The following is a 26,996-nucleotide window of genomic DNA, read 5'->3' on the forward strand; positions in this document are numbered from 1 at the left end:
TCGGCGAGTACAACTGGAGGGCACCGAAGCCGGACGCGAAGGAGCCCCGCATGAAAGTCGCCACTGTGGACGGACGACTGGCCCTGGTCACCGCACCGGGAAAGGCGGTGGACGCGGCCGAGGCCAGCGGCGGGCGATTCGGCCCGGACGTCCAGGGCGCCTACGAGCGCTGGGCGGAGCTGTCCGAGTTCGCCGCGACGATCGGCGCGGGACACGCGCTCGAACGGCCGGTGCGCGACGACCAGCTGGGCAATCCGGTCCCGGCGCCGCGCCAGGTGTTCGCGATCGGCCTGAACTACGCCGACCACGCGGCCGAATCGTCCTTCGCCGTGCCCGAGACGCCGCCGGTGTTCACCAAATTCCCGACCTGCCTCGCCGGCCCGTACGGCGACGTCGTGATCCCGGACGGCGGGAACGTCGACTGGGAGGTCGAACTCGTCGCGATTGTCGGCAAGCGCGCCGAACGGGTCGCCGAGGAACAGGCTTGGGACTACGTCGCCGGGCTGACCGTCGGACAGGACATCTCCGAACGGCTGCTGCAGCTGGCCGGTCCCGCCCCGCAGTTCAGCCTCGCCAAGTCCTACCCCGGTTTCGGCCCGCTCGGCCCGGTGGTCGTGACGCCGGACGAGCTGCCGGATCGCGACGACCTCGAACTCGGCGCGCTCGTCAACGGCGAGCAGGTGCAGAAGGGCCGCACCTCGCAGATGGTGTTCTCGGTGCCGGCGCTGATCGCCCGGCTGTCCGCGGTGACGCCGCTGCTGCCCGGCGACGTCATCTTCACCGGCACCCCGTCCGGCGTCGGCATGGGCCGCACGCCGCAGCGCTACCTCAAGGCGGGCGACCAGCTCGTCAGCTACGTGCACGGCATCGGCGAACTGCGGCAGCGGATGGTCGCCGCTTAGCGAAAGGGCTGGACAATGGGATTGCACCGGTTGAACTCGCTCGTCGTCGGCGTGCCCGACGTCGCCGCGACCGCCCGCTACTACCGGGACTTCGGGCTCTCCGAGGACGCCGACGGCTGGTTCAGCACCCGCGACGGCGGCCGTCAGCTGAAGATCGTCCACTCCCCGCGACGCCAGCTGATGGAACTGAGCATCGGCGCCGACCACCCGGACGACCTCGCCCGCATCCGCCGCCAGCTGTCCTCTTTGGACATTCCAGCGGAGATCGCCGGCGACACGCTGTTCACCCGCGAACCGGTCACCGGGTTCCAGGTGGTCGTCCGGATCGCCGAACGGCTGCGCCAGGATCCCGAGCCGCCCACGCCGTACAACGGGCCGGGACGGCTGGAGCGCGCGAACACCCGGGCACCTGGTGTGCTGCGCTCCGGCCCGGTGCGGCCGCGCAAGCTCGGCCACGTCGTCGTCGGGTCTCCCGACCACGAGCGCACCATCCAGTTCTTCACCGCCGGGCTGGGATTCAAGACCAGCGACGCGATCAAGGGGCACGGCGCGTTCATGCGCTGCTCGACCGACCACCACAACGTGCTCGCGCTCGCCGCGCCGGTCGCGTTCCTGCACCACACGTCGTGGCAGGTCGAGGACGTCGACGAGGTCGGCCGCGGCGCGACCGCGATGCTCGAGGACCACCCCGAACGGCACGTGTGGGGCCTCGGGCGCCACCACGCCGGGTCCAATTTCTTCTGGTACCTCAAGGATCCCGCGGGCAACTTCTCCGAGTACTACTCCGACATGGACAGCATCCTCGACGACCAGCTCTGGACGCCGGAGACACTGGAAGGCGCCAAGGGGTTGTTCAACTGGGGCCCGCCTCCCCCGCCGTCGTTCCTGCACCCCGACGATCTCGCCGCGCTGATGACCGGCGCGCACCAGGCCGGCTGACCCGGCCCACTCCCCCTCATTCCCGCTGACTGGGCGCGGCCCAGGAGGTTGATCCGTCATGCCCGCTTGCGAAACCGATGTACTGGTAGTCGGAGCCGGTCCCGCCGGCCTGACCGCGTCCGCGCTGCTCGCCGCGCAGGGCGTGCGTGCCGTCACGATCACCAAATACCCGGGCACCGCGCACTCTCCGCGGGCCCACATCACCAATCAGCGCACCATGGAAGTCTTCCGCGACCTCGGCATCGAGGACGCGGTGCGGGACGTCGCGGTGCCCAACGAACTGATGGGCGACAACGTCTGGGCCACCAGCTTCGCCGGACAGGAACTGGCCCGGCTCAAAACCTGGGGCAGCGGCACCGCACGGCACGCCGATTACGCCGCCGCCAGCCCCAGCGCGATGTGCAATATCCCGCAGCACATCCTTGAGCCAGTGCTGCGCGCCGGAGCCGAGCGGCACGGCGCCGACCTCCGGTTCTCGACCGAACTGGTGCGCATCTCGCAGACGCCGGACGCCGTCCACGCGGTGGTGCTCGACCGGGAAACCGGTGCTGAGCAGGAAATCGTCGCGCGATATGTGATCGGCGCGGACGGCGGCCGCAGCACCGTGGCCGACCAGCTCGGCTTCGAGTTCGACGGCGAGTCCGGCCTCGGCCGCGCCGCGAATGTGTGGCTGGAGGCCGATCTCGCCCGCTACACCGCGCACCGGCCCGGGACGCTCTACTGGATGTGCCAGCCGGGCAACGACTATTGGGTCGGCTCGGGCACGTTCATCTGTGTCAAGCCGTGGACCGAATGGGTCATGCTCTTCATGTACGACCCAGCCGAAGGCGCGCCCGACCTGTCCCCCGGCGCCGTTCGCGAGCGCGCGTCGACCATCATCGGCGACCCGGACGTCGAGGTCCGGATCAAAGCCGTCAGCGAATGGCAGATCAACCATCTGGTCGCCCGCTCATACCGGCGCGGCCGGGTGTTCCTGGCCGGGGACGCCGCGCACCGGCATCCGCCCGCGAACGGGCTCGGCACCAACACCTCGGTGCAGGACGCGTTCAACCTGGCGTGGAAGCTCGCGTCCGTGGTGCGCGGCGAGGCCGGGGAAGCGTTGCTGGACACCTACGACGCGGAACGGCAGCCGGTCGGCAAGCAGGTGGTCGACCGTGCGATGCGCAGCGTCGAGGACATGCGGCCGATTTCGCAGGCGTTCGGCTTCCGGCCCGGCCAAAGCACCGAAGAGGGCTGGCGCAGTCTGGCCGGCCTCGCCGCGGACACCCCGGAAGGCCAGGCCCGCCGCGCCGAACTGCGCGCGGCCGTCGAACTGCAGAACTACCAGTTCAACGCGCACGGCGTCGAACTCGGCCAGCGCTACGCCTCGGCCGCGGTGGCGTCCGACGGCGCGCCCTGGCCGATCCCCGCCCGCGACGCGGAGCTGTACTACCAGGCCACGACCCATCCCGGAGCCCGGCTGCCGCACGCGTGGCTCGAACACGCCGGAACCCCGGTGTCCACTGTGGACATCACCGGCCACGGCCGGTTCACCGTGCTCACCGGCATCGGCGGCCAGGACTGGCTGGACGCGGCGGGCAAGCTGGCCACCGAATTCGGGCTTGACCTCGCCGCCCGGCAGATCGGCCTCGGCTGCGACTACACCGACCCGCTCGGCGATTGGGAACGCGTCCGCGAGATCAGCGAACGCGGCTGCCTGCTCGTCCGTCCGGACCAGCACGTCGCCTGGCGCAGCGCGGGCCTCGCCGACGATCCCGCCGGAGTGCTGCGCGAGGTCCTCCGCCAGGTGCTGGCTCGCTGAGCCGAAAGCGCGCAAGCAAGCCGTCGGCGAACGCTGGCGCTCGGCCTGACGCGAGGAAATCGCGCGGTCCGGAAGAATCCCCGCAGCGGTTCCCCCGACGCACCGCCGGGGGAACCGTCCTGCTTACCAGGGCATCCAGACGCCGTTGTACCACTGCTCATTGGCGCTGTCGTTGTGGTGGTTGCCGTCGAAATCGACGTCGTAGTGGTTGATGTGATCGGCCGGGTACCCCAGCGGGTTGGCGGAGGTGTCGCAGACGTAGTCCGCGGTGCAGATCGATTTGACCGGCACGTTGCCGAAGAACCGGTCGACCCCCGCGAGCGGCGCTCCGACCGCGGGGCCGAACACGCCGGTTCCGCCGTCGGCTCCCGGAGGTCCTTGCCGCTTGGGATCGGCGACGAGGATGGCGTTGACGTTGTCGAACGACATCCAGTTCGTGGTGACCCAGACGTGCACCACCGCGGCGCCCATGGAGTAGCCCATCATCTTGACGTGCTGCCCCGGGCACGCCGCGCGCTGTTCGCGGACCAATCGGTTCAACTCGTTGACGCCGGCTTGGGTGCTGGCGCCGTTGGGGATGTCCGTCGGATACCCGACGTGCTGCGTGACGTTGAAGAAGCGGTCGTCCCACCAATGGCTCCGCCACCCGCCGACCGCGATCGAGTACGTCCCGTCGCACGGCGCCGTGGCGGCCTGCGCGGCCGGTCCGGTCCAGACCGACAGACCGGTTATCGCGAGCAGACCTGTCAGCAGAGCCGCGATGTTTTTCTTCCTCATTCCACCCTCTCCGTTCGGTGTGCGGCCGAATTCGCCGCGGGTCCAAGCGGTCCGAGGATGACGGCGGGAAAGGGGGAAAGGCCAGGTCGAGAACCGGTCATCGGCGACCGGTCCGGCTCGCTCAGCGCGGGACCAAGGCTTTCCGCGCGGGCACGCTCACCGGCCGGCCGCGGCAGGCTCCAGCGCGCTCAGCACCGACTGATGGGTGACCCACCCGGTCAGCTCGTCGGTCCCGGTCAGCACCGGAAGACCGGTTCCCGGCGCCTGGCCCAACGCGTCGAGCGCATCGGCGAGCGTGGAGTCGCCGGTCACCAGCGGCGGCAGCTCGGCGAGGTCTCCGACCTGGCCGACGTGGTCTTCGGCCACCGCCTCGGCGACCGCCCGGGCGGTGACGCAGCCCTGGTATCGGCCGTCCTCGTCGATCACCGGCAGGATTCCGTGCCCGGACAGCGCGAGTGCGTGCGCGGCCAGTTCCAGCGGCAGGTCCTCGCGCAGCGGCTCCGGCAGCGGTTCGGTGACCGCGGAGACCTTCGTGCCCGCCAATCGCCGCGCGGAGGGGTGGTTGTCCAGATCGATGCCGCGGCGGCGAAGCTTCAGCGTGTAGATCGTGTCCCGGCTCAAGGCGCGGCTCACGGCGGTCGCGATCACGATGGCGGTCAGCATCGGCAGGATCACCGTGTACTGCCCGGTCAGCTCGAACAGCACGATCACCGCCGTGATCGGGGCCCGCGCCGAACCCGCGAACGCCGCGCCCATCCCGATCAGCCCGTACACGCCCGGCGACGCCGTCACCGACGGAAACCACGCGTGCACCGCGATCCCGAACGCGGTCCCGGCCATCGCGCCGATGAACAGCGACGGCGCGAACACCCCGCCGGACCCGCCGATGCCGATCGTCAGGCTGGTCGCGACGATCTTCCCGGCCATGAGCACCAGCAGGAACCCGAAGACGTACTTGCCTTCGACCGCGTTCTGCAGCACGGGATAACCCACCCCGTACATCTGCGGCAGCGCGAGCAGCAATCCGCCGAGGAAGACCCCGCCGACGGCCGGGCGCAGCCATTCCGGACCGCGCCACAGGCGGTCGCACAGGTCCTCGATCCAGTACAGCACCCGGGTGAACAGCACCCCGCACGCGCCGACGACCAGGCCCAGCGCCACGAACAGCAGGTACTCCACCGGGTTCCGCAGCGTGAACGGCGGCAGGTCCAGGAATGGCGCGTTCCCCAGCACCGCGCGTCCGACGACGCTCGCCGTCACGCTCGCGAGCACCACCGCCCCGAACGATTCCGCGGCGAAATCCCGCAGGATCAGTTCCATCGCGAAGAACGGACCGGCCAGCGGCGCGTTGAACGTCGCCGCGATCCCGCCCGCCGCGCCGCACGCCACCAGCACCCGCAGCCGCGATTCCGGCAGCCGCGCCGCCCGGCCCAGCGCCGACCCCAAAGCGGAGCCGATCTGCACGATCGGCCCCTCCCGGCCTACCGAACCGCCGGACCCGATCGTCAACGCCGACGCCAGCGCCTTCACCACGCTCACCTGCACCGGAATCCGCCCGCCCCGCTCGGCGACGGCGTACATCACCTCCGGCACCCCGTGCCCGCGCGCCTCCGGGGCGAACCGGTGCACGAGCGGCCCGTAAATCAGGCCCGCCAGCGCCGGAGCGAGCAGCAGGAACCACGGCCCGAGCGCCGGGAACCACGAATGCGCCGCCCGCCCGGCGTCCGAATAGTCCGCGTGCCCGGAGAACACGTGCGTGAACGCCGTGATCAGCCAGCGGAACACCACCGCGCCCAGCCCCGCGCCCGCGCCGATCAGCACCGCCAGCCCGACCAGCCCGGTCCGGCTCTCCCGCACCCACCGGCCCACCGGCCGGCGCACCGGCACGACCAGCCCGCGTTTCCCCGCACTCTCACCCGACGACATTGATGCAGTATGCAACAATTGTGCACGGACATGGTTGCGGGATCGCTCACACCTGACTGGGCGGCAAGGATGTCCCGGTGCCGGTTTTTCAACAGTGGCGTGCGGCTCCGTTCCCGCAGAAGTCCGCGAGGGCCGCTGAATCCCGATGCCGGGAACCTGAGCTGCATCGCCCCCGCTGACAGGCAAGGCGAACGTACGTGAGGGGAACCCTCACGTACTCAGATTCCCCTAGGGTTCCCCTCACGTACTTCCCCGGCCGTCCGGACAGCGGATCAGAAGACGAAGTAGCGCAGCCACAGGTACGGCGCGGCGACGAGCACCGTGATCAGCGTGACGACCGCGCCCTTTTTGGTGAATTCCCAGAACGAGATCGGCGAGCCCGCCCGCGCGGCGAGACCCAGCACCACCACGTTCGCGCTCGCCCCGACCGCCGTCATGTTGCCGCCGAAGTCGGCGCCGAGCGCCAGTGACCACCACAGCGCTTCGGAGTGCGCGGGGTCCGGGATGTCGTGGGTGAGCGCGAGCACGAGCGGGCTCATCGTTGCCACGTACGGGATGTTGTCGATCACGCCGGACAGCAGCGCGGACACCCCGAGGATCAGGAAGACCGCCAGCAGCGCGTTCCCGCCGGTGGCGCCTGCGGCGAGTTTCGCGAGCCAGTCGATCACGCCGGTTTTGACCAGCGCTCCGATCATGATGAACAGCCCGGCGAAAAACAGCAGGGTTTCCCATTCGACGCCGTCCAGGTACTGCTTCGGCGGCGTGCCCGAGAGCAGCACGAGCAGGCCCGCGCCGAGCAGCGCGACCACCGACGGGTCCAGGTGCACCACCGAATGCAGCACGAATCCGGCGAACACCAGCAGCAGCACGGCGCCGGACTTCACCAGCAGCTTGGGCTGCCGGATCGCTTCGCGTTCGTTGAGCGCCATGATGTCGTCGACCCGGCGCGGGTCGACGGTGAACGAACCGCGGAACAGCCACGGCAGCACCAGCCCCAGCACGACGAGTTCGATCGCGACGATCGGCGTCAGGTTGAGCAGGAAGTCGTTGAACGCCAAGCCCGCGCGGCTGCCGATGATGATGTTCGGCGGGTCGCCGATCAGGGTCGCGGTGCCGCCGATGTTGGAGGCGAGGACCTCGGCGATCAGGAACGGGACCGGGCTGATGTCGAGCCGGTCGCACACCAGCAGCGTCACCGGGGCGATCAGCAGCACCGTGGTCACGTTGTCCAGGAACGCCGAGGCGACCGCGGTGATCAGCACCAGCAGCAGCATGATCCGCAGCGGCGACCCCTTGGCGCGTTTAGCCGCCCAGATCGCGACGAACTCGAACACCCCGGTCCGGCGCAGGATCCCGACGATGATCATCATGCCGAGCAGCAGGAACAGCACGTTCCAGTCGACGCCGGTGTCCTCGGAGAAGAACGCGTCGGCCGATCCGCTCACCCCGGTCGCGAGCACCACTCCCGCCCCGGCCAGCGCGGCGGTCATCTTCGGGATCTTCTCGGTCGCGATGAAAACGTAGGCCACCACGAACACGACGACCGCGATCACCGTGCTCACCGGCGGACCGCCCGGATCGGCGCGGCCTGGATCAGCGAGGCGTCAGCGCGTGCTCCAGCAGCCGCGACGCGGACACCACGCCGAGCAACGTCCGGTCCCGCATGACCGCCACGAGCGGGCACCGCAGCCGGGCCATCGTCGCGGCGACCTCCACGAGCGTGTCGTCGGCGTCCACCCTCGGCAGCTCGCGCGGTTCGGCGGGCAGCAGCTCGCGCACCGTCCGCCCGGCGAGTTTGTCCGCGACGCGGTCCGCCATCGACTCGCTGAGCACCCCGGCCAGCGACGGATCGTCGCGCACGTACGGCGGAACCAGGAACTGCACGACGTCGGAGGCGGGCAGCACCGAATGCGGGCATCCGGACGCTTCCGTCACCACCAGCCCGGGCAACCGGTGCTCGGCCAGCAGGCGCGCGGCCGCCAGCGCGTCCGAATCGAGGTCCACGACCGGGAACTCCTCGGCCAGCTCCGCCGCGCGCATGCCCCCAGGCTACGGCGGGCCGGGCGGCTCCGCCGGAACGCACCAATTCTTTCCTCACGCCTAACACCGGCACCAGTGCCATCGGACTCCTCGGGTCGACCGGACCGCCCGCCGCCCGGCTGGGCACGGGCAGGCCGACCAGACTTCCCGGCACACCAGGCGTAAAGATGCCGCAAAGATCGGCCCGGGGCAAACCGGGCGGTCGTCAGGGCCGCTGCTGGGGAGCCGCACCGACCCAACGCTGATAGGCGGCCGGATCGACGTTGCTGCCGCAGACGACGGTGGCCACGTGCCGTCCGGCGAAGCGCTCGCGATCTTCGAGAATCGCCGCGATGCCGAGCGCGGCGGACGGCTCGACGACCAGGCCAGCGCGGTCGAGAAGCAGCCGCATCCCGGCGATGATCGACGCCTCCTGGACCAGCACGGCGTCGTCCGCGACCACGAGCAGGTCGTCCAGGACTGCCGGGATGGGTCGGCGTCCGGCGACGCCGTCGGCGATGGTGTCGGTCGAGTCGGTCGTGACGACGCGCCGTTCGCGCCAGGAGCGAGTCATCGCCGGCGCGCCCAGCGGCTGGACGCAGATCACCTCGACCCCGGGCGCACAAGCCTTGAGCACCTGACCGATCCCGGTGGCCATCGCACCTCCGCCCAGCGCGATCAGGACGGCGTCGAATGCGGGCTCCGTCGCCACCAGTTCCAGGCCGATCGTCCCCGCGCCCTCGCAGGTCTCGAGGTCCAGGCTGTCCTCGACCAGCCGGATGCCGTCGTGCCGCGCGATCGCGACAGCTCGCTCGCGAGCCTCCTCGATGTCGCCGTCCACCAGCTCTAACCTGGCCTCCAGCGCGCGGATGCGATCGAGCTTGACCGCGGGCGCGAAGCGAGAGGCGACGACGGTGACGTCGATCCCCCGGCCGCGACCGGACCAGGCGAGAGCTTGGCCGAGGTTGCCCGCGCTGGCGCACACGACGGCCGGCGAGCGGGCGTCGGCGAGCGAACTGGCGATCACCTCGGTGCCGCGCGCCTTGAAGCTGCGGACTGGGTTCGCCGTTTCGAGTTTGATGCTCACCGCGCAGCCGAGGCCGGGTTCCAGCGCCTCGCAGCGATACAGCGGAGTGTCGAGGAAAACCGGGGCGATCATCCGGCGAGCCGCCCGGATCCGAGCGAGGTCGAGACGCGTCTCCTGCACGAGGCGCAGCGTAGCCGCCGGAACGTGGCGACGGACGCGGTCGAGCCGTTGCCGCCGTGTCGAGGCAGACTGAATCACGATGTCCTTCCCCGCCATTGCCCCGAAACAGCCGCAAGGCACCGCCATAGCGGTGGCGCTCGCCGTGCTGATCCTCGCGACCGCGAACGTGTTGGCCAATCGCGTGCTGCCCGGCTGGGCCTACCCGGTCTGCGGCGCGGTCACCGCGGCCGTGCTCCTGCTTCTCGCGCGCGGCACTGGCGTCGGATGGACGGAGATCGGGCTCAGCCGCCGGCACGCGCGGCGAGCTCTGCGGTTCGGGCTGGGCGGGTTCGCTGTCGTGGCGCTCGGTTTCGGTCTCGCCGCGGCGATCCCGCCGCTGCGCGTGTTGTTCCACGACGGCCGGGTCGGCTCGCACGGATTCGGCCAGCTCCTCTGGCTGGCACTGGTACGGATCCCGTTCGGCACCGTCCTGGTCGAGGAGGTCGCCTTCCGCGGCGTGCTCCCGGCTTTGCTCGGCGGAGGCGAACGCTGGCGCTGGCGGCCGGTGCTCGGCGCGTCCGCGCTGTTCGGGCTGTGGCATTTGCTGCCGTCGCTCGCCCTCACGCAAAACGAGGCGGTGCGCCAGGCCGTCGGCAGCCTGCCGCTCGCGGTCGTGTCGCTGCTGGCGATGGTCGCCGCGGCGGCAGTGGGCGTATTCCTCTGCTGGTGGCGCTACCTCGGGCGCGGCCTGCTCGCTCCGGCGCTCGTGCACGTCGCCACGAACTCGGTCGGGTTGGTGCTGGCCTGGGCTGTCGGTCGCTGAACCGGACGCCCAGAGGGTGTGGTGAAACCTGGTGTTCGGTTCGGTGTGTCGGTGGTAGTGAGCGGTGGTCGAGCCGTTGCTGCCGAGCTGCCCCGCCGGTGGGTGGTGGAACGAACTTTCGGCTGGCTGACGAGGTGCAGACGCTTGACCCGCGACAACGAACGCAAAACCGCCCACGCGGAGGCGAGGATCCAGTTCGCGATGATCCGGCTCATGGCAGCCCGCCTCGCCGACGAACACATCGAACCCCGCGGCCCCATCGAAACCGAAGCCGCCCGCCGCCTTGCAGAAGACACCGACGACTGACCAGCCAGATTCAGCAACATCCTCTCAGGGATGGGTGTGCTTCTCCTGCTCCGCATCCCATTCGCGCTGCCATTCGGCCAGCCGGTGCCGGTTCAGCGCGAACACCGTTACCGCGCACACCAAAGCCAGCAGCAAGCACACCGACACCCACAGCCCCAGTGCCGCGCACACCGCGTCGACCAGCACGGCGGACGCGGTCAACGGCGGCGCGACCGGGTTTCCGGTCCGGTCCACCCAGATCGAGACCGGGTCGCCGCGTCGCGCACCCTCGTCGGCCGCCACCTCGCCGACCCGGTGCGATCCGTCCGGCGCCGGCCAGGACGCCGCGGTCGGCGCCGAGTCGGCGAAGACCCCGCTGCGTCCGCTCACCGTGGTGGCCGGACCGTCGGCCAGCAGCACCGCGGTGACCGGGCTTCGCTGCGCCGTCTGACGGGCCGCGACCGGTGCCTGCGTCCCGTAAAGCTCCGAACCCGCGGCCGCCGCGAACGGGATCGCGGCGAGCCCGACGAGCACCGCCGCGGCGAGCAGACCGGCTTCGAACCGATCCGACGCCCGCGCCACCGAACCGGGGCCTGGAACGAGCAGGTGCCACCACCGCCTGAAGCGGTCAGCCGACGCTTCCATCTCTCGTGCCTTCCGTGCGGCCCCTCCACCAGGATCGCCCCGCGAGCGCGCCGTCCAAAGAGGAATTCGGCCCTGCTCCGCGCGCTGGACTCCTCACAACGCGGGGACTTCCGGCGAACTGCGCACCGTCGTCACTTCGGCGGCCGGACGCCGCGCGGTCATCCGCGTCGGCAGCCCGTACCCGATGCGCAACAGCGTGTGCACGTGCCCCAAATCGCGGAAGGACGCCAGGAGCCGCGCCCGCGTCGACCGCGCCTCGAACGGCTGCGACAGGAACGAAGTCGCCAGCCCCTCGGCTGTCGCGGCCAACAGGACGCGTTCCATGATCATCCCGCCGCGAACGTCCGCCGCCGCGCCCTGGTCCCGGGTCAGCACCGCGGCCAGCACCGGATCCTGCTCGAACGGCCGCGGCGGGATCGACCGGTTCTCGTGCGACGCGCGGAGCGACACCACCCCGGGAACGTCGGCGGGAGGCCCGAACGCGGCGGTCGGCACGCCGTCCGGGCTATCCGCCGCGCGACCGGTCCACTTCGCGGTCTCCGCCTGGAAGTCCGCGTCCGTGGCCTGTTCGGTTTCCGCTCGGCGGACGAGCGCGGACACCTCGGCGTAGCGGCCCGAACCGTCCAGGAATTCCAGCTGTCCGCCCTCTCCCAGCGCGGCCGAACGCAGGATCGCCCGCGCGGAGTTCGGCACCGGACGATCGGACATGGGCCGCCGGTTCGTGTGCCGCCGGTAGACCGCCTCGGCGAGCCGTCGGTCCACAGTGGACGGACGAGTGTTCCCCTCGATCGAAACCACCGCCAGCAGATCGCGGTCCGCCGCGTCCGGGACGATCCGCACGCGGCTGCGCACGCCGTTGACCCGCAAGGCGAGCACCAGATTGCCCACCGCCGCGCCGCAGGACAGCCGTGCCTCGCGCGCGGCCGGGTCGGCGACCGGCAGGACGCGGTCCCGGTCCAGCCACACCTCGATCCGGGGGCCGTCGACGACGAACCGCCACGGCTGGGTGTTGTGCGGGGACGGAGCGCGCACGGCGGCCGCGAGCGCTTGGTCGACGACGAGCGGCAGGAAAACGTTCATGGGAAGTCTCCGGGTGAGGGGGCACTGAACCGAGCGTCTCTCCCCGAGGGCTCGTGAAGTAGCGGAACCTGTCCCGAATTCGAGGGACCAACGGCCCTCGGGAACCCGGCGGTCCGGGACCGGATCCGCCGGACCGAGGCCGTGCGGCCGCGGAAACGGCGGCTACCGGCCCCACCACCGCCACTCCCGCACCTCGGGCAGATCCTCGCCGTGCTCGGTGATCCAGCGCCGGTGCCGGTCTTGCGCGCGGGTCATCCGCTGCCGCAGCGGGCCGGTCGCGGCGAGCAGCCCCGGCACCCGGTCCAGCACGTCGATCACCAGCTGGAACCGGTCCATCCGATTCCGCACCAGCATGTCGAACGGCGTGGTCGTGGTGCCGTGTTCGGTGTAGCCGCGGACATGCAGCCCGGCGTGGTTCGTCCGGCGGTAGGCCAGCCGGTGGATCAGCCACGGGTACCCGTGATAGGCGAAGATCACCGGACGGTCCGCGGTGAACAGCGCGTCGAACTCCCAGTCGCTCAGTCCGTGCGGATGCTCCGCCTCCGGCTGCAGCCGCATCAGGTCCACCACGTTCACCACGCGGACCGCCAGTTCGGGCATTTCCTCGCGCAGGATCGCCGCCGCGGCAAGGATTTCCAGGGTCGGCGCGTCGCCCGCGCACGCGAGCACGACGTCCGGCTCGCGGTCCGCGTGCGTGCCGGCCCATTCCCAGATGCCCAGGCCCCGCGCGCAGTGCAGGGCGGCTTCCTCCGCGTCGAGCCAGTCCGGCGTCTCGTTCTTGCCCGCGACGACCACGTTGACCAGGTCCCGGCTGCGCAGGCAGTGCGCGGCCACTTCCAGCAGCGTGTTGGTGTCCGGCGGGAAGTACACTCGCACGACCTCGGGGGCCTTGTTCGCCACGTGGTCCACGAAACCCGGATCCTGGTGGGAAAAACCGTTGTGGTCCTGCCGCCAGACGTGCGAGGTCAGCAGGTAGTTCAGCGACGCCACCGGCCGCCGCCACGGGATTTCGCGGTGCACGCGCAGCCACTTGATGTGCTGGTTCGCCATCGAATCCACGATGTGCGCGAACGCCTCGTAGCAGGAGAACAGCCCGTGCCTGCCGCTCAGCAGATAGCCCTCGAGCCAGCCCTGGCACAGGTGTTCCGAAAGCACCTCCATGACGCGGCCGTCCGGCGCGAGGCGGTCGTCCGGCGGGCCGATCGGCAGCTGCCAGGTTTTCGCGGTCGCGTCGTACACGGCGTCGAGCCGGTTCGACGCGGTTTCGTCCGGCCCGAACAGCCGGAAGTTCGCGCGTTCGGTGTTGCGGCGGAACACTTCCCGGAGATAGCGGCCTAACGCCCGGGTCGGTTCCGAAGCGCTCTCCCCCGCCGCTGAGACGTGCACTGCGTGCTCGGCGACCGGCGGCAGCGAGAGCGGACGCAGCAGCACGCCGCCGTTCGCGTGCGGGTTCGCGCCCATTCTTCGCGAACCGCGCGGGATCAGGGCGGTGACCGGCTCCGTCGGGCGGCCCGCGGAGTCGAACAGCTCCTCCGGCCGGTAGGACCGCAGCCAGTCTTCCAGCTGCCGCAGGTGAGCCGGGTCCTCGCGCACCCGGGGCAGCGGAACCTGGTGCGCCCGCCAGGTTCCCTCGACCTGCTGACCGTCCACTGTGGCCGGTCCGGTCCAGCCTTTGGGCGTCCGGAGCACGATCATCGGCCACGGGCCTCCCGCACGGAGCGACGCCAAGTCGGCGACTGCCGCGTCCAGCGCCGCGGCCATCTCCTGGTGCAGCACCGCGGGCTCGTCGCCCTCCACGAACACCGGCGCCCAGCCCGCGCCGCGCAGCAGCGAGTCCAATTCGGACGGCGGGATCCGGGACAGCACCGTCGGATTCGCGATCTTGTAGCCGTTCAGGTGCAGGATCGGCAGCACCGCCCCGTCTCGGCGCGGGTCCAGGAACCGGCTCGCCTGCCAGCTCGCGGCCAGCGGACCGGTCTCCGCCTCGCCGTCGCCGACGACGCACGCGACGAGCAGGCCCGGGTTGTCGAACGCGGCGCCGAACGCGTGCGCGAGCGAGTAGCCCAGTTCGCCGCCCTCGTGGATCGACCCGGGCACGTGCGGGGACACGTGGCTCGGCACCCCGCCGGGGAACGAGAACTGCCGGAACAGCCGGTCCATCCCCTCGTCGTCGCGCGAAACCTCCGGCCACGCCTCGGAATAGCTGCCCTCCAGCCAGGTGCTCGCCAGCAGCGCGGGGCCGCCGTGCCCCGGCCCGGTCACGAACATCGCGTCGAGGTCGTGCGCCAGGATCGCGCGGTTCAGATGCGCGTAGCCGAAGTTCAGCCCGGGCGAGGTGCCCCAGTGCCCGAGCAGCCGGGGTTTCACCTGCCCGGCGGTCAGCGGTTCGCGCAGCAGCGGGTTGCCCATCAGGTAGATCTGGCCCGCGGCGAGGTAGTTCGCGGCCCGCCACTGGGCGTCGACCTGCGCGAGTTCCTCGTCGGTGAGCGTCGTGACCGGAGCCTCGGTCGCGGTCACCGCCTCGACTCCCGCACCACGAGCACCGGGCACGAGGCGTGGTGGACCATCGCCTGGCTGGTCGAACCCATCAGCATCCCGGCGAACCCGCCGCGCCCGCGGCTGCCGACGACCAGCAATTGCGCCCGGCTGGACTCGTCGAGCAGCACGTGCCGCGGCCGGTCGCGGACCAGCTTCCGCCGCACCTCGACGTCCGGGTACTTCTCCTGCCAGCCCGCGAGCCGCTGCGCCAGGAGCCGTTCTTCGGCGGGCTGCAGGCTTTCCCACTGCGGCATCAGCCGCGCCGAGCTCTCGGCCGAGTCGTAGACCACGTCGATCCAGGCGTGCACCGCGAGCAGCGGCGCCTGCCGGAAACTGGCCTCCTCGAACGCCGCCTCGATCACCGCGTCGCTGCTCGCACTGCCGTCGACGCCGACCACCACGGGGCCGTCCTGGGGAACCAGTCCGTCGCCGTGCCTCCCGCGGACCACCGCCACCGGGCACCCGGCGTGGCCCACGACCGCCGCGGTCGTGGCGCCCACCAGCATGCCGGCGAACCCGCCGATCCCGGTGCGGCCGAGCACGACCATCCGGGCCGCGTAAGAACGCGCGATCAGCAGGGCCGGCGCCGAATCGGTCACCGCCTCGCTGCACACGTCCAGGGAGGCGTCCACCGAAAACGCGAGCTCACGCGCCTCGGCCGCGATGCGCTCGCCGTCCCGCCGGATGCCCTCGAAAAGCTCGGCGCTCCGGGCAAGCTCCCCGCCGCGGAGCAGCCCGGCCAACTGGAGGCAATGCACCAGCTCCAGGTCGAGGTCGCGGCCCGAGGCGAGCCGCGCGGCCCAGCGGACCGCGTCGGCGGCCCCTTCCGACCCGTCGACCCCGACGAGCACCGTGCGGGTCCAGTCAGTCATCGCCCTGCCTCCTCCGCGGACACGACGTCCGCTCCGGCCACGCCGGGCACCGCCAGTGCCAGCAGCGTCGCGACGTGGCGATCGGTTTCGTCGTCGAAGCGGTCGACGATCCGCGCGAGCCCGTCGCGCACCTCGACCTTCCAGCGGCCGGTGCCGCCGTAAATCTCCAGCCGGTGGCGGACGTCGGCGGCGATCGCGCTGTCCTCCCTGGCGAGCACCCGCACGACGTCGCCGCGCGTCACGATGCCGATCACGCGGCTGCCGTCGACGATCGGCATCGCCCGGATCCGCGAGTCCGCCAGCGCCTGGCAGAGGTCGGCGACGTCGGTGCCGGACGACATCGCGGTGGCCGGAGACGTCATCACCGCGCCCACCGTCGGGGCGGCGACGCCCGGCCGTTCCCGGCACTGCGACCGCGCGTCCGCCGGGATCCGGCCCCGGATCAGGTCGGCTTCGGTGACGATGCCGACCAGCCGGTCGTCGTCCACCACCGGAAGCGCGGTGAAGCCGTTCTCGGACAGGATCTCCGCCGCTTCCTTGGCGGAGGTCTCAGGATGAACCGTCCGCACCGGTGCGGACATCAGATCACGTGCGCGCATCGGGTCCGTCCTTTCCTTGTGCGCCAAAGACTTCCGGCGACACGAAACCGCGCGCTGGCGATCGGTCGCGTTCTCATCGCCACTTCGCGCCGAGCCCCTCGGCGACGCCGCGACGCAGGCTTGACGGCGCGACCCGGGTCGAACGCCCGAGCCGCAGCAGCGCTTGCGGAAATCCGGCGAGCCGGTAGTCCTCGCACAGCGCCGAACGCACCTCGGGCACCCGCAACGGCTGGGTCAGCACCGCGCCGGCGAGACCGAGGGTGACCCCTTCGAGCCAGCAGCGCTCCAACGCGTAACCGGCGTGGATGTGGTCGATCCGCGCGTCGCAGGCGGTCGTGAACAGCAGCACCGTTTCCGCCTCGAGCCGTTCCCGCAGCACGAGCAGGTCCGGCAGAACCGTCGCCCGCCGCACGAGCCCGGCCCACGGCAGCTCGGCGGAGGATCGCAGTCCCGCGCCGTGGCGGTACGGGGCCTCGTCCCGGATCGTCCAGAGCGCCAGTTCGCCCTGGTAAGCCTCGTCGTCCTGGAGCGCCCGCGCGGCGTGCTCGAAGAACTTCGCCAGCCGCTCCATTCCCTCCAGCCGCACCGGCTCCACCCCGGTCGTCACGGCGGCCGCGACAACCCGCGCGGTCTGCTGCGAGGTGACCGGAAGTCCGGTGAACGCCCCGCGATGGCTTCGCCGCACCATGATCGCGCCGTAGCGTTGCAGCTCCTGGTCCGTCGGCGGCAGCGGCTCCGCCGCCTCGACCCGCGCGACGACCTCCGGGTGCGCCGGATCCGGCAATACGGTCACCTCGGCGCGTCTGCCGAGCACGCGGACCGCCAGTTCGAGATTCGCCAACGCGGTCCCGCAGGACATCGCCAGGTCGCGCCGATGGGGATCGTGCTGCGGCAGCGCCACGTCGACGCGTTCGCACAGCAGCACCGCGCCGTCGGTCAGCTCGACTCGCCACGGCTGAGGGTCGCGCGCCGACGGAGCCCGCAGGACTGACCGGCCCAGCACCTCCGCCTCGGCGAGCGTCCACTCGCCGGAGCGGCAGCGTGGCGCGGTGGCGGTCTTCTCCATGGCGCTCACTCCTGTCGTGTCGTACCGGAACCAGCCAACCCCGGACGGCCCCCGTCGCGCTCCGGCCGCAAGCCACCGGGCGCGGGGACCAACGTCACCGGATCCGGCGGCCCGGGAAATCCGAAGTGGACTCGCCGCGGCCGCGATCTCCCGGAACCGGCTGCCGGAAGAGAATTGCCGACCTGGCCTCGGCAGCCGAAACCCGTTTCCCGCCAGCAGCCGGCAACGCGTGCCCATCAGCCCTCGAACACCAGCACCACCGCTTGCGGCACGCTCCCCTGCCCGCCGGGCCGCACCTCAGTCGTCAGCCCGCGAACCGCTGCCGCGACCCGCACGGAATGCACAGCCGCGCCAACCAGAACACGGTCCACGCAGCCCGCGCCGTCCGCGACCACCGAGAGGCCACGGCCGCCCGGATTCCGGGCGGCCTGAGTGCGCGGCCACGGGTTCTCCGCCGCCAGCTCGGCGAGCACGACCGGATCCGCGACCGGCACCGCCCGTCCCCGAGGCGGTCCGGCGACCGCGCGCAGCGCGAGGTACCGGTCCCAGTCGTTCGTGGTCGCCGGGTCGTCCGCGCCCGGGGTCACCGCCGCGAGCACGTCCGGGCGGCCGGGATCGTGCGGGAACGACAGCACCGGGCGGATTCCCAGTCCTCGCAGCACAATCCAGGCGGTCGACAGCGCGGTGCCGCATCCGGTGAGCACGTGCCGTCCGCCGGGGTCGTGCCGGAGGCGGCCGACGCGCGCGATCGCCAGTTCGCCGGGCCGCGTTTCGACGACGAACCGGCGGACGTCCAGCCTCGCCAGCGCGTCCGCCAAAACCGCCCGTGCGGAACGGTCCCAGGAGAAGGCGACGTCGGTCATCGGGGCGCTCCGCCCATCCTCGAGGACGCCGCCTGGCAGGTCGCCAGCAGGCTCTCGGCGTCGGTGACCGTGACCCGGTCCGCCAGCCCGGCGGGCACGGTCACCGGCAGCCCCGGTTCCGGCGGGACGAGCGCTACCGGCACGAGCGCCCGCAGCGCGCACACGATCCCGAACTCGCGCGCCGTAATCTCGTCCCCGGTGCCGCGGACGTCCACGGCGAGCACCGGCGGATCGGCGCGGTCGTCGAGCGGGCACGAGGTCCCCGGCGCGAGCGCGAGGCAGAATCCCTCCCGTGAATGGCACCGGCTGACCCGGCACCCGTTGTCCCGCAACGGCCGGCGGAACGCGTCGCAATCACCGAACTTCGCTTCGGTCAGCAGTACGTGCACGGTGCACCTCATTTCCCAGATCCGCGAGCACGGCCTCCGCGCCGCAGGCGAGTTCCAGGTCCTCCCTTGCCCGGACCACCAGCACCGGCACGGCCGAGCCGGGCGCGCTGATCGTCCGGTCCACATCGGACTGTTCGAGCGTCCCGATCCGCACTCCCAGCGTCTCCAGACCGCGGGCGACGTCGGCCACTGTTTCCGGCTGGTATTCCGCGACTCCGCCGGTGAACACGAGCGCGTCCAGCCGGTCGAGACTGACCGCCGCCGCCCCGATTTCCCGGCGGAGCCGGTGGACGTAGACCTCGACCGCCAGCGCGGCGTCGGCGTTCCCGTCCGCGGCAGCCGCCCGCACCTCGCCGAGATCGCCGCTGGTCCCGCTCATCCCGGCGAGCCCGGACCGCAGGCACAGCGCGTCGGCCAGTTCGTCGGGTCCCATCGGCACGGTCTTCATCACGTGCAGCAGCAAACCCGGATCGACCGATCCGGACCGGGTCGCCATCGCGGGTCCTTCGAGCGGAGTGAACCCCATCGACGTGTCCACACTTCGCCCGCCGCGCACGGCGGTCACCGACACCCCGGCACCGACGTGTGCGCAGACCAGCCGCAGCTGGTCGACCGGCCGCTCCAGCAGTTCCGCGGTCCGGCGCACCGCGTACCGCACCGAAAGACCGTGGAAACCGTAGCGGCGCAACCGATTCTGCTGCGTCCACTCGCGCGGCAACGGATAGTGCGCGGCGGCGTCGGGCAAGTCGGCGTGGAACGCGGTGTCGAAGCAAGCCACCACCGGCACGCCGGGCAGCAGTTCCCGGACCTGTTTGGTGACCTCCAGCGAGAACGGCTGGTGGATCGGAGCCAGCGGAACGAGCCGGTCGAGGTTCGCGACCACCCGGTCGGTCACCAGCGCCGGCGCTTTTCGCGCGCCGCCGTGGACGAACCGCACGGCCACCGCGTCCGGCCGCGGCCAGCGCTCGACGGCGTCGGCGACCGCGCGGGACCTCCCGCTCTGCCAAGCAGCCCAGCTGACCGCGGCGCCGTCGTGCACGACCGCCGCTTTCAAGCTGGACGAACCGGGGTTGAGGGTCAGGATTCGCACTGGGTTTCTCCTCGCGCTCGGCCGGGCGGACGGCCCTCGGCCGACGCTATTCCGGAGCGACCCGCGGTCACTGCGGGAGGACGTCCGCGCTGCCGGAGTCTTTAGTCCCCAGGTCGGCGGCAGTGCGGCCCGGCCGGGGTGGTCGAGATCCGGCAGAAGATCCCGCCCAGCACCGGGGATCCGGCTTTCGCGCGAAGGTCCCCCCTTTCGCCCTAGAGCGACCGAATGTGACCTGGCACACTTTTCCTAGGGACGAAGGGGGAGTTCGCCGTGGACAGCACGACGCGAACGACGATTGTTTCGCACTATTCGCCGCATTTCGACCTGCCGAACGCGCAACTGGCCGTCGGGCTCGACGGACACGTCTACCTGGCTTCGCACATGCCCGGGACCGGACACGTACTGCGGCTGAAGCAGGACGGGACACTGCTCGGCTCCGGGCCGGTCGGCGCGGGGACGACGGCCGTCGCGGTCAACGCGCAGGGCACCATCGCCACCGCACAGTCGTATCTGCTGCGGCGGGCGGACGTGCAAGACCCGGACTTCGCGCTCCTCGCCGGGCTCGAACTATTCAAAGCCGGCGAGAGCCTCCGGACCCCGTGCACCGTCGAGCCCGGCAACGTCAGCGGCGACTTCTACACCGTCGACCAGCACGCACCGGCGCTGATCCGGTTCAACGCCGGGGGACAGATCGCGCGGATCCCGCTGCCCGGGCTCGCCCCGGCGCTGGTGGACCCCGAAAGGAACGATGCCGACGCCGTAGCGCTGCGGATCTCCGAAAAGGCCAACCTGGCGTGCGTGGCCTGGCCCGGCGGCATCCTGGCGGCCTTCGACCTGAACGGGAACCCGGTGTGGCAGGACCGCACCATCACTCCCGACGGGGAGCGGCACACCGCGTTCGACATGGCCGGCGACGGCACCGTTTTCGTCTTCGCGGCCGGTCAGACCGGGAACCCCCCGAAGATCACCGTCCGCCCGCGCACGGGGGCCGTCTCCAAGATTCCCGCGCCCGCCAGCCCATTCGGCATGGAATCGCTGCGGGTACTCAACGACGACACCTTTCTGTTCAAGCGCCTCGATCCGATGACGCTGTTCGAGACCTGCCCGCGCGGCGGCGGCGAAGCGACGCTCATCCCCGCGGACGTTTCGAAGGTGGCGCTGACCTTCCCGACCGGGCCGTGGCAACCGGGCGCGCAACTCGGCCTCACGGTCGCGGTCACCGGAGGAGCCGCGCGGCCCGCGCCACGGCTGCGGTGCTGGCTGCGTCCGGTCGGCGTGCCGGAATTCGCCGAACTGCCCACGACCCCGGGCACCGGCGGCGAATTGCGCATCCAAGTGCCTGCCGACGCGCGGGGCTACTACCAGCTGCGGGTCTCCCCCGATGTCGCTGGGCGCTACAGCGAGTACGCGGTCGACGGGCTGGTCGAGATCCGCCCGGCGAACGCCGGCACGCTCGCGATCCTCACCCCGCTCAACCGGTTCTCCTACGGCCAAGGCGAACCGGTCCGCGTCACGATCGTCCCCGGCGCCGCGCCGGCCCCGCCGGCGCGCGTCCGCCTGGAGGTCCGCAAGGACGGCGTGCTCGTGACCGCGCAGGACGTGCCGCTGGCGATGAGCACGTCCGCCAAGGGAGTCCAAGGCCAGGCCACCTTCGACAGCACGCAGTGGCAGCCCGGGCGTTACGTCCTCGACGCGACCGTCCCCGGGTTCGCCGTCGCGCCGCAGTACCTGGAGATCGGCCCGGCACAGCGGCCCGCGTACGCGCTGATCCGGCACGGCGACTACGAGGACGGCTTTCCCTACGATCCGGTGCGCGGCGCGCCCTACTTGCCGAATCTCGGCCACAGCCCGGACATCGCCGCCGCGCATGTGGAGCGGATGCGCCGGATCGGCTTCACCCGCTTCGCCGACCGGCTGGGCGGATTCACGCCCACCCCGGACACTGTCCGGCCGACCGCCTCCGCCCGGGGGGACTTCGGCACGTCGACCGCTCAGGATCCGGCGTCCTTCGCCGCGGACAAGCTGACCTTCGAGGACTTCCGGCACCGCGCCATCGCCGGCTATGGCGCGCACGGGCTGGAGGAGCAGCCGATCCTGCTCAACATGGACGCGTGGGTCCCGCTGCTGAAAGAACACGGCAGCGGGGACAACCGCGACCCGGGCGAGGCGAACCAAGCGATCACCCTGCTCTCGACCTGGCTGAAGGACTACCGCGGGTTCCGCGGCTGGACGTGGGCGGCGAACTGGTGGGTGATCAAGCAGGGCGCTCAGGCGGCGCTGCCGTCCGAGGCGGCCGCTTACGCCGCGGCGCTGAAGTCGATCCGGGAAACCGGGAACTGGCAGGGCGGCGGGGTGCTGGAAACCGTGTCGGACCGCGTCTTCGCGGTCAAGCCGGATCTCGCCGCGCAGTTCCGGCAGACGCTGGCCGGCGTCGACAAGACCCGCGTCACGGCCATGTCCTCGCCTGCCCGCGCGCCGCAGACCTCGCCGCCGCGGCTGTTCGCGAACGTCGACGAGGTGGAGCTGCACCTGCAGTGGGAGCAACTCGGGCCGCCGATGACGACGGCGTTCCAGGTCGACTACTACCGCCGCCCGGGCAAGCCGGTGTGGGGACACCCCGAGGGGATCGCCAACGACGACGGCACCGGCGGGATGATCCTTCCGCTGCTGCTGCAACTGGCGATGCGCGGGGCGGACGGCGCGGGCATCGACGGATTCCTGGACCTGCACAAGTGGGGCGAGCCGCAAGAGCCCCGTTCCGGCGGCGACGGGCCCGATCCCGCCGATCCGCGTTCGGGCGGGGCGGGCAAGGTTTCCGTGCTGCGCGCGGGTTTCGCGCTGCTGAGCCGGTTCGGGCCGCTCACCGCCGCGGCGCGGAACGCCAACCGGGTGGCGATCGTGGTGTCCACCCGGATGCTGCGCCTCGACGCGGGCGGCACCCCCAGCGATGCCGACTTCTACAGCTACTACCACGGAACCATCGGCAGCAGGTATTTCGACTCGCTGCTCGAGGCCTACAACGCCTGTCTGATGGCGCACCGGCCCGCGTCGTTCGTGTTCGCCGAAGAAGCCAGCGCCGAGGTGCTGCGCCGGTACGACGCGGTGCTGCTGGTCCGCCAGCAGGTCATGCCGGAGGACGAGCTGTTGCACGCCCTCTACGACAGCACTGTGCAGGTGTATTTCGACGACGCCTGCCACCCCGCCGTGATCGAGAAACTCTCGCCGCGCGACGCGCCGCTGAGCGCCTACCCGTTCGGCTTCGCCTTCGACCGGATCGCCCGGCAGGGACACGACCTCGGGCTCAGCGTCACCAATTCCGAAGCGACCTACCTGCGGCATCGCGACTACTACTTGCAGGCCGCCCAAGGGGTGCGCGCGGCGCTGAGCGGCGTCCGCCCGGTCGCCGAGTGCGACAACCCGGAGGTGCTGCTCAGCGAGTGGACCGACGGCGATGTCCGCTACCTGTGGGCGGTCAACAACACCCTGTTCGATTGGGAGCCGAGCGTGATGTGGCGGGTCAGCACGGTGCCCGCGCACCGGGTGCCGCTGCTGGCGAAACTGCGCGTCGAACTTCCGCCGGGGTACCGGATCGTGGACCTGCTGACCGGCGAGGCGGTGGGCGACGCGGACGGCGTGTTCACCGCCGACCTGCGCACCGTCCCCGGACGGATGTACGCCGTGGCGCCGCCCGGGTTCACCAGCCCGGTGCCGCCCGCGCCGGACCTGTTCGGGCCGCACGTACGCGATCTCGCGGTCGCCGCGGACGGTTCGAGCGCCGCGCTCACCTGTTTCAACTGGGACCACAACGTCTACGGCCTCGATCTGGCGACCGGGGCGACGTCGTGGCGGCGGAAACTCGGGCACTTTTTCGCCTTCACGCCGTCGGCGCACAGCGGCGGATTCGACGTGATGGGCTACGACCTGGACACCGCCGAGGGCTACCACCTCTACTCGCTCGGCCCCGACGGCGTCCCGCAGCGCCGGTTCGCGCTGTTCGGCCTGCCGAAGAAGGCGACCGACCGGGCGTTCGCCGAGTGGCAGTACGACGCCGGGCTGGCCAACTTCGCCGCGGCCCCGAACGGCGCCTGGGTCGCGACCTCCGGCGATCTCGGCCTGGCCGTGTGGAACCGCACGGACGGCTCCGAACGGTGGGCACAGCAGTGGTGGCAGAGCCAGCACGTCACCGAGGTGGAGTGGCGAACCAGGCGCGCTCCGAAGCGGCTGCTCGCGGTGGACGACGACACGCTCGTCACGCTGGCCGACAACGCCGTCACCGCACTGGCCGCCAAGGACGGGAGTCTCTTGTGGACGGTGCCGGCACCGGTGCTGGGCACGTTCACCGGCGGCGCCGTCAGCACCGACCGGCGCACGGTCGTGGCCGTGACGAACGGCGAAGGCGGCCGGGTCCTGGTGCTCCGGGACGGCCAGATTGTCAGCGCGATCCCCACGTCGGCGAACGAGGTTTCGGTGTCCGGCGACGGCTCGTTCCTGGTGCTGGCCCGCGCGCAGCAACTCGCCGCGTACGACGCCGCGGGCACTCTGCGGTGGACCTACACCGGCGACGACTTCCTGCGCCGGCCCCGGATTTCGCCGGACGGGCAACGGATCGCCGTCGGCAGCGAACTGGGCAGCCTGGTCGTGCTCAGCGCCGCGGGCGAGGTGCTGGCCGAGACCGACCTGCGGGCGCTGCCGGTCCCGGCCTGGCTGCCCGGCGGCGATCTGCTCGCCGCGACCTGGATGGGCACCGTCGTGCGCTTCGACGCGCAGCTGCGGCCCAAGTGGCGGACGCTGCTGGCTCCGGCGGAGGAAGACGCGCGGGCCGGGCTGCGGCGCGCCGACCGGACGCCGACAGCCCGGCGCGGCGGCTGGGGCACCGACGTCCAGCCGCAAGTGCCGTCGGCCAACCTGCTCGCGGACACCAGGGCCTTGCTCGCGCCGCACGTCGTGTACGGCCACGCGGTCACCGGTTCCGTTCAACCGCCGTGGAACCACGACCCGGAGCACCCGCCGATCGACTCGATCCTGTGGCAGAGCAACGACTGGTACGACGGCCGTTACGCGCCGCCCGGCCGGCCGTGGCTGCGCACCGACGACCTCAACGCGATCGGGGACCGCACCATCGACCGGATGGTGATCGAGATCGACACCTACCGCACCCTGCTGGAGGTCACGGGCGTCACGGTGGTCGAAGACCCGGACCACCCCGAGAGCTGGATGCGCGACGTCCTCCTGCAGTGGTTCGACATCGGCTCCGGCGGGTGGCGCGACGGCCCGATGCTCCTGGCCGACATCCGGCCGAACCCCGCGGCCGCGCCGCCGGTCGTGCACAGGCACGCTTTCGACCGGGTCCGCGCCTCGAGGTTCCGGCTCGCGAGCACCGGCGGCGTGTGGCCCAGCGGCAACCTGCGGCTGAGCGAGCTGGTTTTCGAGGGGCGAACGGCAGGCTGTTCGCACCGCGACGTCGTGCTCGGGAATCCGGTGGCGGTCCTGTTCGACGGGCAGCCGCTGCCCGCGGCCTTCAACAACGGCCTCACGCTCCGGGACGGCGCCGGATACGGGGGCGGGAAGTGCTTGGAGCTGCCCGCCGCGGCGGAGTCCGCACCCGTCGGCTGGTATCGGCAGTTCTGGGACAACCTGCGCGACTGGGACTTCACTGTCAGCCAGAACCCGGGGCCCGGCGAGTACCGCTACCTGCGGTTCTACTGGCGGCAGCACCCCGCCACGCCCGGCGTGACGACAGGGATGTCGCTGCGGCTCGGCCCGGGCACCTCGAACCCGTCCCTGGTCGTGACCGCGGGCAACTACTCCTGGCCGACCTCGTACCTGACCGCGGGGACACCGCTGCTGCCGGATTTGCCGTCGTCCGACTGGAAGCAGGTCGACGTCGACCTGTGGACGCAGATCGGCGGCGCGGTTCCGCTGCGCGCGATCCGCTTCGGCGCCAAGGGCGCCGGCATGCTGGTCGACCGGATCCTGCTCGGCCGCACGCTCGCCGATCTGGAGGCCTACGAAAAAGCACACCATCCGGGATTTCCCCCGGCGCCGGCGTAACCGAAGCCGAGATTCGTCGGCACGCCTAGGCCGTTCAGCCTGCTCAAGCAGGCCCCGATCCGCAGTGGAGAGATACCCCCGGGGGCATGTGCAATGCCCCCGGGGGTATCTTCGAGCGCAACGGGAAGGAGCAGCCGTGCAGCTGAGTTTGTCCCGCACCTACGACGGCGCGGGTTTCGACGACGTGATGGCCAAGACGCGAACCGCACTCGCCGGCGCCGGTTTCGGCGTGCTGACCGAGATCGACGTGCGGGCGACCATGCGCGAAAAACTGGACGAGCGGATGGAGCGCTACACCATCCTGGGCGCGTGCAATCCCCCGCTCGCCCACCGTGCGCTCACCGCGACCCGCGAGATCGGATTGCTGTTGCCCTGCAACGTAGTCGTCCGCGAAAACGAGGCCGGAGGCACGATCGTCGAGGCGATCAATCCCGCGATGATGGCCGAAGTCGCGACAGGCGTCGCCGAGGTCGCCGCGGAGGCCGCTGAGCGACTTGAGTCCGCGCTCGACGCACTCGACCGGGAACTGGCATGACCGGCGTGGTGCTCTACGCGGACCCGGTCTGCCCGTACGGCTGGCTCGCCTGCCGCTGGCTCGCCGACGCGGAAACAGAGTTCTCGGTGCGGCCGATGAGCCTCTCCGTCCTCAACGAAGGCCAGACCGTGCCGGAGTCGCACCGCCAGCGGATCGAGGACTCGCTGCGCGCCGGCCGGGTCCTCGCCGCGATCGAGGACCCGGCGGCTGGCGCCCGGTTCCATCTCGCGCTCGCCCGTCGCATTCACGAGCAGCGGCAGCCGGTCGACCACGCTCTGCTTCGCACAGCCTTGCGCGAGGCCGAACTGCCGGAAGACCTTGCGGACCAAGCGAATTCCGCCGCCGCGGACCCGGCCGTGCGCAGCGCGCATCAGGCGAGCCAGGACGCGCTCGGCGAAACCGGCGGCAGCCCGATCACCGAGATCGGCGGCCGGGCCTTCTTCGGTCCCGTGCTCACCGAACTGCCCACCCCGGCCGAGGGACGCGCCCTGCTCGACGCCCTGCGCACGACCGCCGCCGTCCCGGCGTTCGCCGAACTCCGCCGGCCGCGCGCCGGCGCGCCGACGATCCCGGAAGGATGACCATGTGCCGTCCCGTTTCGTGCCGCACG

Annotated in this window: 21 protein-coding genes and 1 pseudogene; 8 read left to right on the forward strand and 14 right to left on the reverse strand. The window is 71.4% G+C overall.

Going from position 1 to position 26,996, the window contains the following annotated elements:
* The first annotated feature begins 50 nt into the window (after positions 1-50).
* Genes ACFXI3_RS08380 through ACFXI3_RS08390 form a run of 3 tightly spaced genes read left to right on the forward strand, consistent with a single transcriptional unit; the run spans position 51 to position 3,642 of the window.
* Positions 51-902, forward strand: a complete 852-nt coding sequence (locus ACFXI3_RS08380; protein ID WP_378398914.1) for a fumarylacetoacetate hydrolase family protein — start codon at positions 51-53, stop codon at positions 900-902.
* A 15-nt stretch (positions 903-917) separates the two neighbouring features.
* A complete protein-coding gene (locus ACFXI3_RS08385; RefSeq protein ID WP_378398916.1) occupies positions 918-1,841 on the forward strand; it encodes a VOC family protein in 924 nt (307 codons plus the stop codon).
* 58 nt (positions 1,842-1,899) lie between these two features.
* Positions 1,900-3,642 (forward strand): FAD-dependent monooxygenase, encoded by a 1,743-nt coding sequence (locus ACFXI3_RS08390; protein ID WP_378398918.1) that lies wholly within the window; start codon positions 1,900-1,902, stop codon positions 3,640-3,642.
* 123 nt (positions 3,643-3,765) lie between these two features.
* On the opposite strand, the gene ACFXI3_RS08395 is transcribed toward ACFXI3_RS08390, so the two are convergent.
* From ACFXI3_RS08395 to ACFXI3_RS08415, 5 genes are all read right to left on the reverse strand, one after another.
* Entirely contained in the window at positions 3,766-4,419 is a 654-nt protein-coding gene (locus tag ACFXI3_RS08395; protein ID WP_378398920.1) for a cutinase family protein, read from the reverse strand.
* 156 nt (positions 4,420-4,575) lie between these two features.
* Entirely contained in the window at positions 4,576-6,345 is a 1,770-nt protein-coding gene (locus ACFXI3_RS08400) for a chloride channel protein (protein WP_378398922.1), read from the reverse strand.
* A gap of 272 nt (positions 6,346-6,617) precedes the next feature.
* Positions 6,618-7,907, reverse strand: a complete 1,290-nt coding sequence (locus tag ACFXI3_RS08405) for an ArsB/NhaD family transporter (RefSeq protein ID WP_378398924.1) — start codon at positions 7,905-7,907, stop codon at positions 6,618-6,620.
* Positions 7,908-7,938: 31 nt separating this feature from the next.
* Positions 7,939-8,385, reverse strand: coding sequence for a CBS domain-containing protein (locus tag ACFXI3_RS08410; RefSeq protein WP_344274639.1), 447 nt, complete (start codon positions 8,383-8,385; stop codon positions 7,939-7,941).
* Positions 8,386-8,590: 205 nt separating this feature from the next.
* The gene (locus ACFXI3_RS08415) at positions 8,591-9,571 is read right to left on the reverse strand and encodes a threonine/serine dehydratase (RefSeq protein WP_378398926.1); all 981 of its coding nucleotides are present in this window, start codon (positions 9,569-9,571) and stop codon (positions 8,591-8,593) included.
* A 79-nt stretch (positions 9,572-9,650) separates the two neighbouring features.
* Here ACFXI3_RS08415 and ACFXI3_RS08420 point away from each other — a divergent pair, with 79 nt between their 5' ends.
* Positions 9,651-10,373, forward strand: coding sequence for a CPBP family intramembrane glutamic endopeptidase (locus ACFXI3_RS08420; RefSeq protein WP_378398928.1), 723 nt, complete (start codon positions 9,651-9,653; stop codon positions 10,371-10,373).
* A gap of 87 nt (positions 10,374-10,460) precedes the next feature.
* Positions 10,461-10,679: pseudogene (locus tag ACFXI3_RS08425) on the forward strand (transposase); the annotation flags it as partial.
* Between the two features lie 24 nt (positions 10,680-10,703).
* Here ACFXI3_RS08425 and ACFXI3_RS08430 read toward each other — a convergent pair.
* The 9 genes from ACFXI3_RS08430 to ACFXI3_RS08470 form a co-directional block, all read right to left on the reverse strand.
* A complete protein-coding gene (locus tag ACFXI3_RS08430) occupies positions 10,704-11,303 on the reverse strand; it encodes a hypothetical protein (RefSeq protein ID WP_378398930.1) in 600 nt (199 codons plus the stop codon).
* 93 nt (positions 11,304-11,396) lie between these two features.
* A complete protein-coding gene (locus ACFXI3_RS08435; protein WP_378398932.1) occupies positions 11,397-12,383 on the reverse strand; it encodes an Acg family FMN-binding oxidoreductase in 987 nt (328 codons plus the stop codon).
* Positions 12,384-12,545: 162 nt separating this feature from the next.
* Positions 12,546-14,900 (reverse strand): phosphoketolase, encoded by a 2,355-nt coding sequence (locus ACFXI3_RS08440; protein WP_378398934.1) that lies wholly within the window; start codon positions 14,898-14,900, stop codon positions 12,546-12,548.
* Positions 14,897-15,793, reverse strand: coding sequence for a universal stress protein (locus ACFXI3_RS08445; protein ID WP_378398936.1), 897 nt, complete (start codon positions 15,791-15,793; stop codon positions 14,897-14,899). The genes ACFXI3_RS08440 and ACFXI3_RS08445 overlap by 4 nt, the downstream gene beginning before the upstream one ends.
* Positions 15,790-16,392 carry an HPP family protein gene (locus ACFXI3_RS08450; RefSeq protein WP_378398938.1) on the reverse strand — a complete coding sequence of 201 codons (603 nt, stop codon included), beginning with the start codon at positions 16,390-16,392 and terminating at the stop codon, positions 15,790-15,792. The genes ACFXI3_RS08445 and ACFXI3_RS08450 overlap by 4 nt, the downstream gene beginning before the upstream one ends.
* A gap of 73 nt (positions 16,393-16,465) precedes the next feature.
* Entirely contained in the window at positions 16,466-17,458 is a 993-nt protein-coding gene (locus tag ACFXI3_RS08455) for an Acg family FMN-binding oxidoreductase (RefSeq protein WP_378398940.1), read from the reverse strand.
* A gap of 236 nt (positions 17,459-17,694) precedes the next feature.
* Entirely contained in the window at positions 17,695-18,321 is a 627-nt protein-coding gene (locus ACFXI3_RS08460; protein WP_378398942.1) for a hypothetical protein, read from the reverse strand.
* Positions 18,318-18,710, reverse strand: a complete 393-nt coding sequence (locus ACFXI3_RS08465; RefSeq protein ID WP_378398944.1) for a hypothetical protein — start codon at positions 18,708-18,710, stop codon at positions 18,318-18,320. The genes ACFXI3_RS08460 and ACFXI3_RS08465 overlap by 4 nt, the downstream gene beginning before the upstream one ends.
* On the reverse strand, positions 18,676-19,800 hold the full coding sequence (locus ACFXI3_RS08470) for an acetate/propionate family kinase (RefSeq protein WP_378398946.1): 1,125 nt from the start codon (positions 19,798-19,800) through the stop codon (positions 18,676-18,678). Before ACFXI3_RS08470 ends, ACFXI3_RS08465 begins: the two co-directional genes overlap by 35 nt.
* 270 nt (positions 19,801-20,070) lie before the next feature.
* Between ACFXI3_RS08470 and ACFXI3_RS08475 the strand changes: the two genes are divergently transcribed.
* From ACFXI3_RS08475 to ACFXI3_RS08485, 3 genes are all read left to right on the forward strand, one after another.
* Complete coding sequence (locus ACFXI3_RS08475; protein WP_378398948.1) at positions 20,071-25,851, forward strand: WD40 repeat domain-containing protein; 5,781 nt, start codon at positions 20,071-20,073, stop codon at positions 25,849-25,851.
* A 136-nt stretch (positions 25,852-25,987) separates the two neighbouring features.
* Positions 25,988-26,386, forward strand: coding sequence for a DUF302 domain-containing protein (locus ACFXI3_RS08480; protein WP_378398950.1), 399 nt, complete (start codon positions 25,988-25,990; stop codon positions 26,384-26,386).
* Positions 26,383-26,967, forward strand: a complete 585-nt coding sequence (locus tag ACFXI3_RS08485; RefSeq protein WP_378398952.1) for a hypothetical protein — start codon at positions 26,383-26,385, stop codon at positions 26,965-26,967. Before ACFXI3_RS08480 ends, ACFXI3_RS08485 begins: the two co-directional genes overlap by 4 nt.
* Positions 26,968-26,996 lie beyond the last annotated feature (29 nt).

It is taken from the genome of Amycolatopsis sp. NPDC059235, assembly GCF_042754125.1.
GTDB lineage: Bacteria > Actinomycetota > Actinomycetes > Mycobacteriales > Pseudonocardiaceae > Amycolatopsis > Amycolatopsis albidoflava.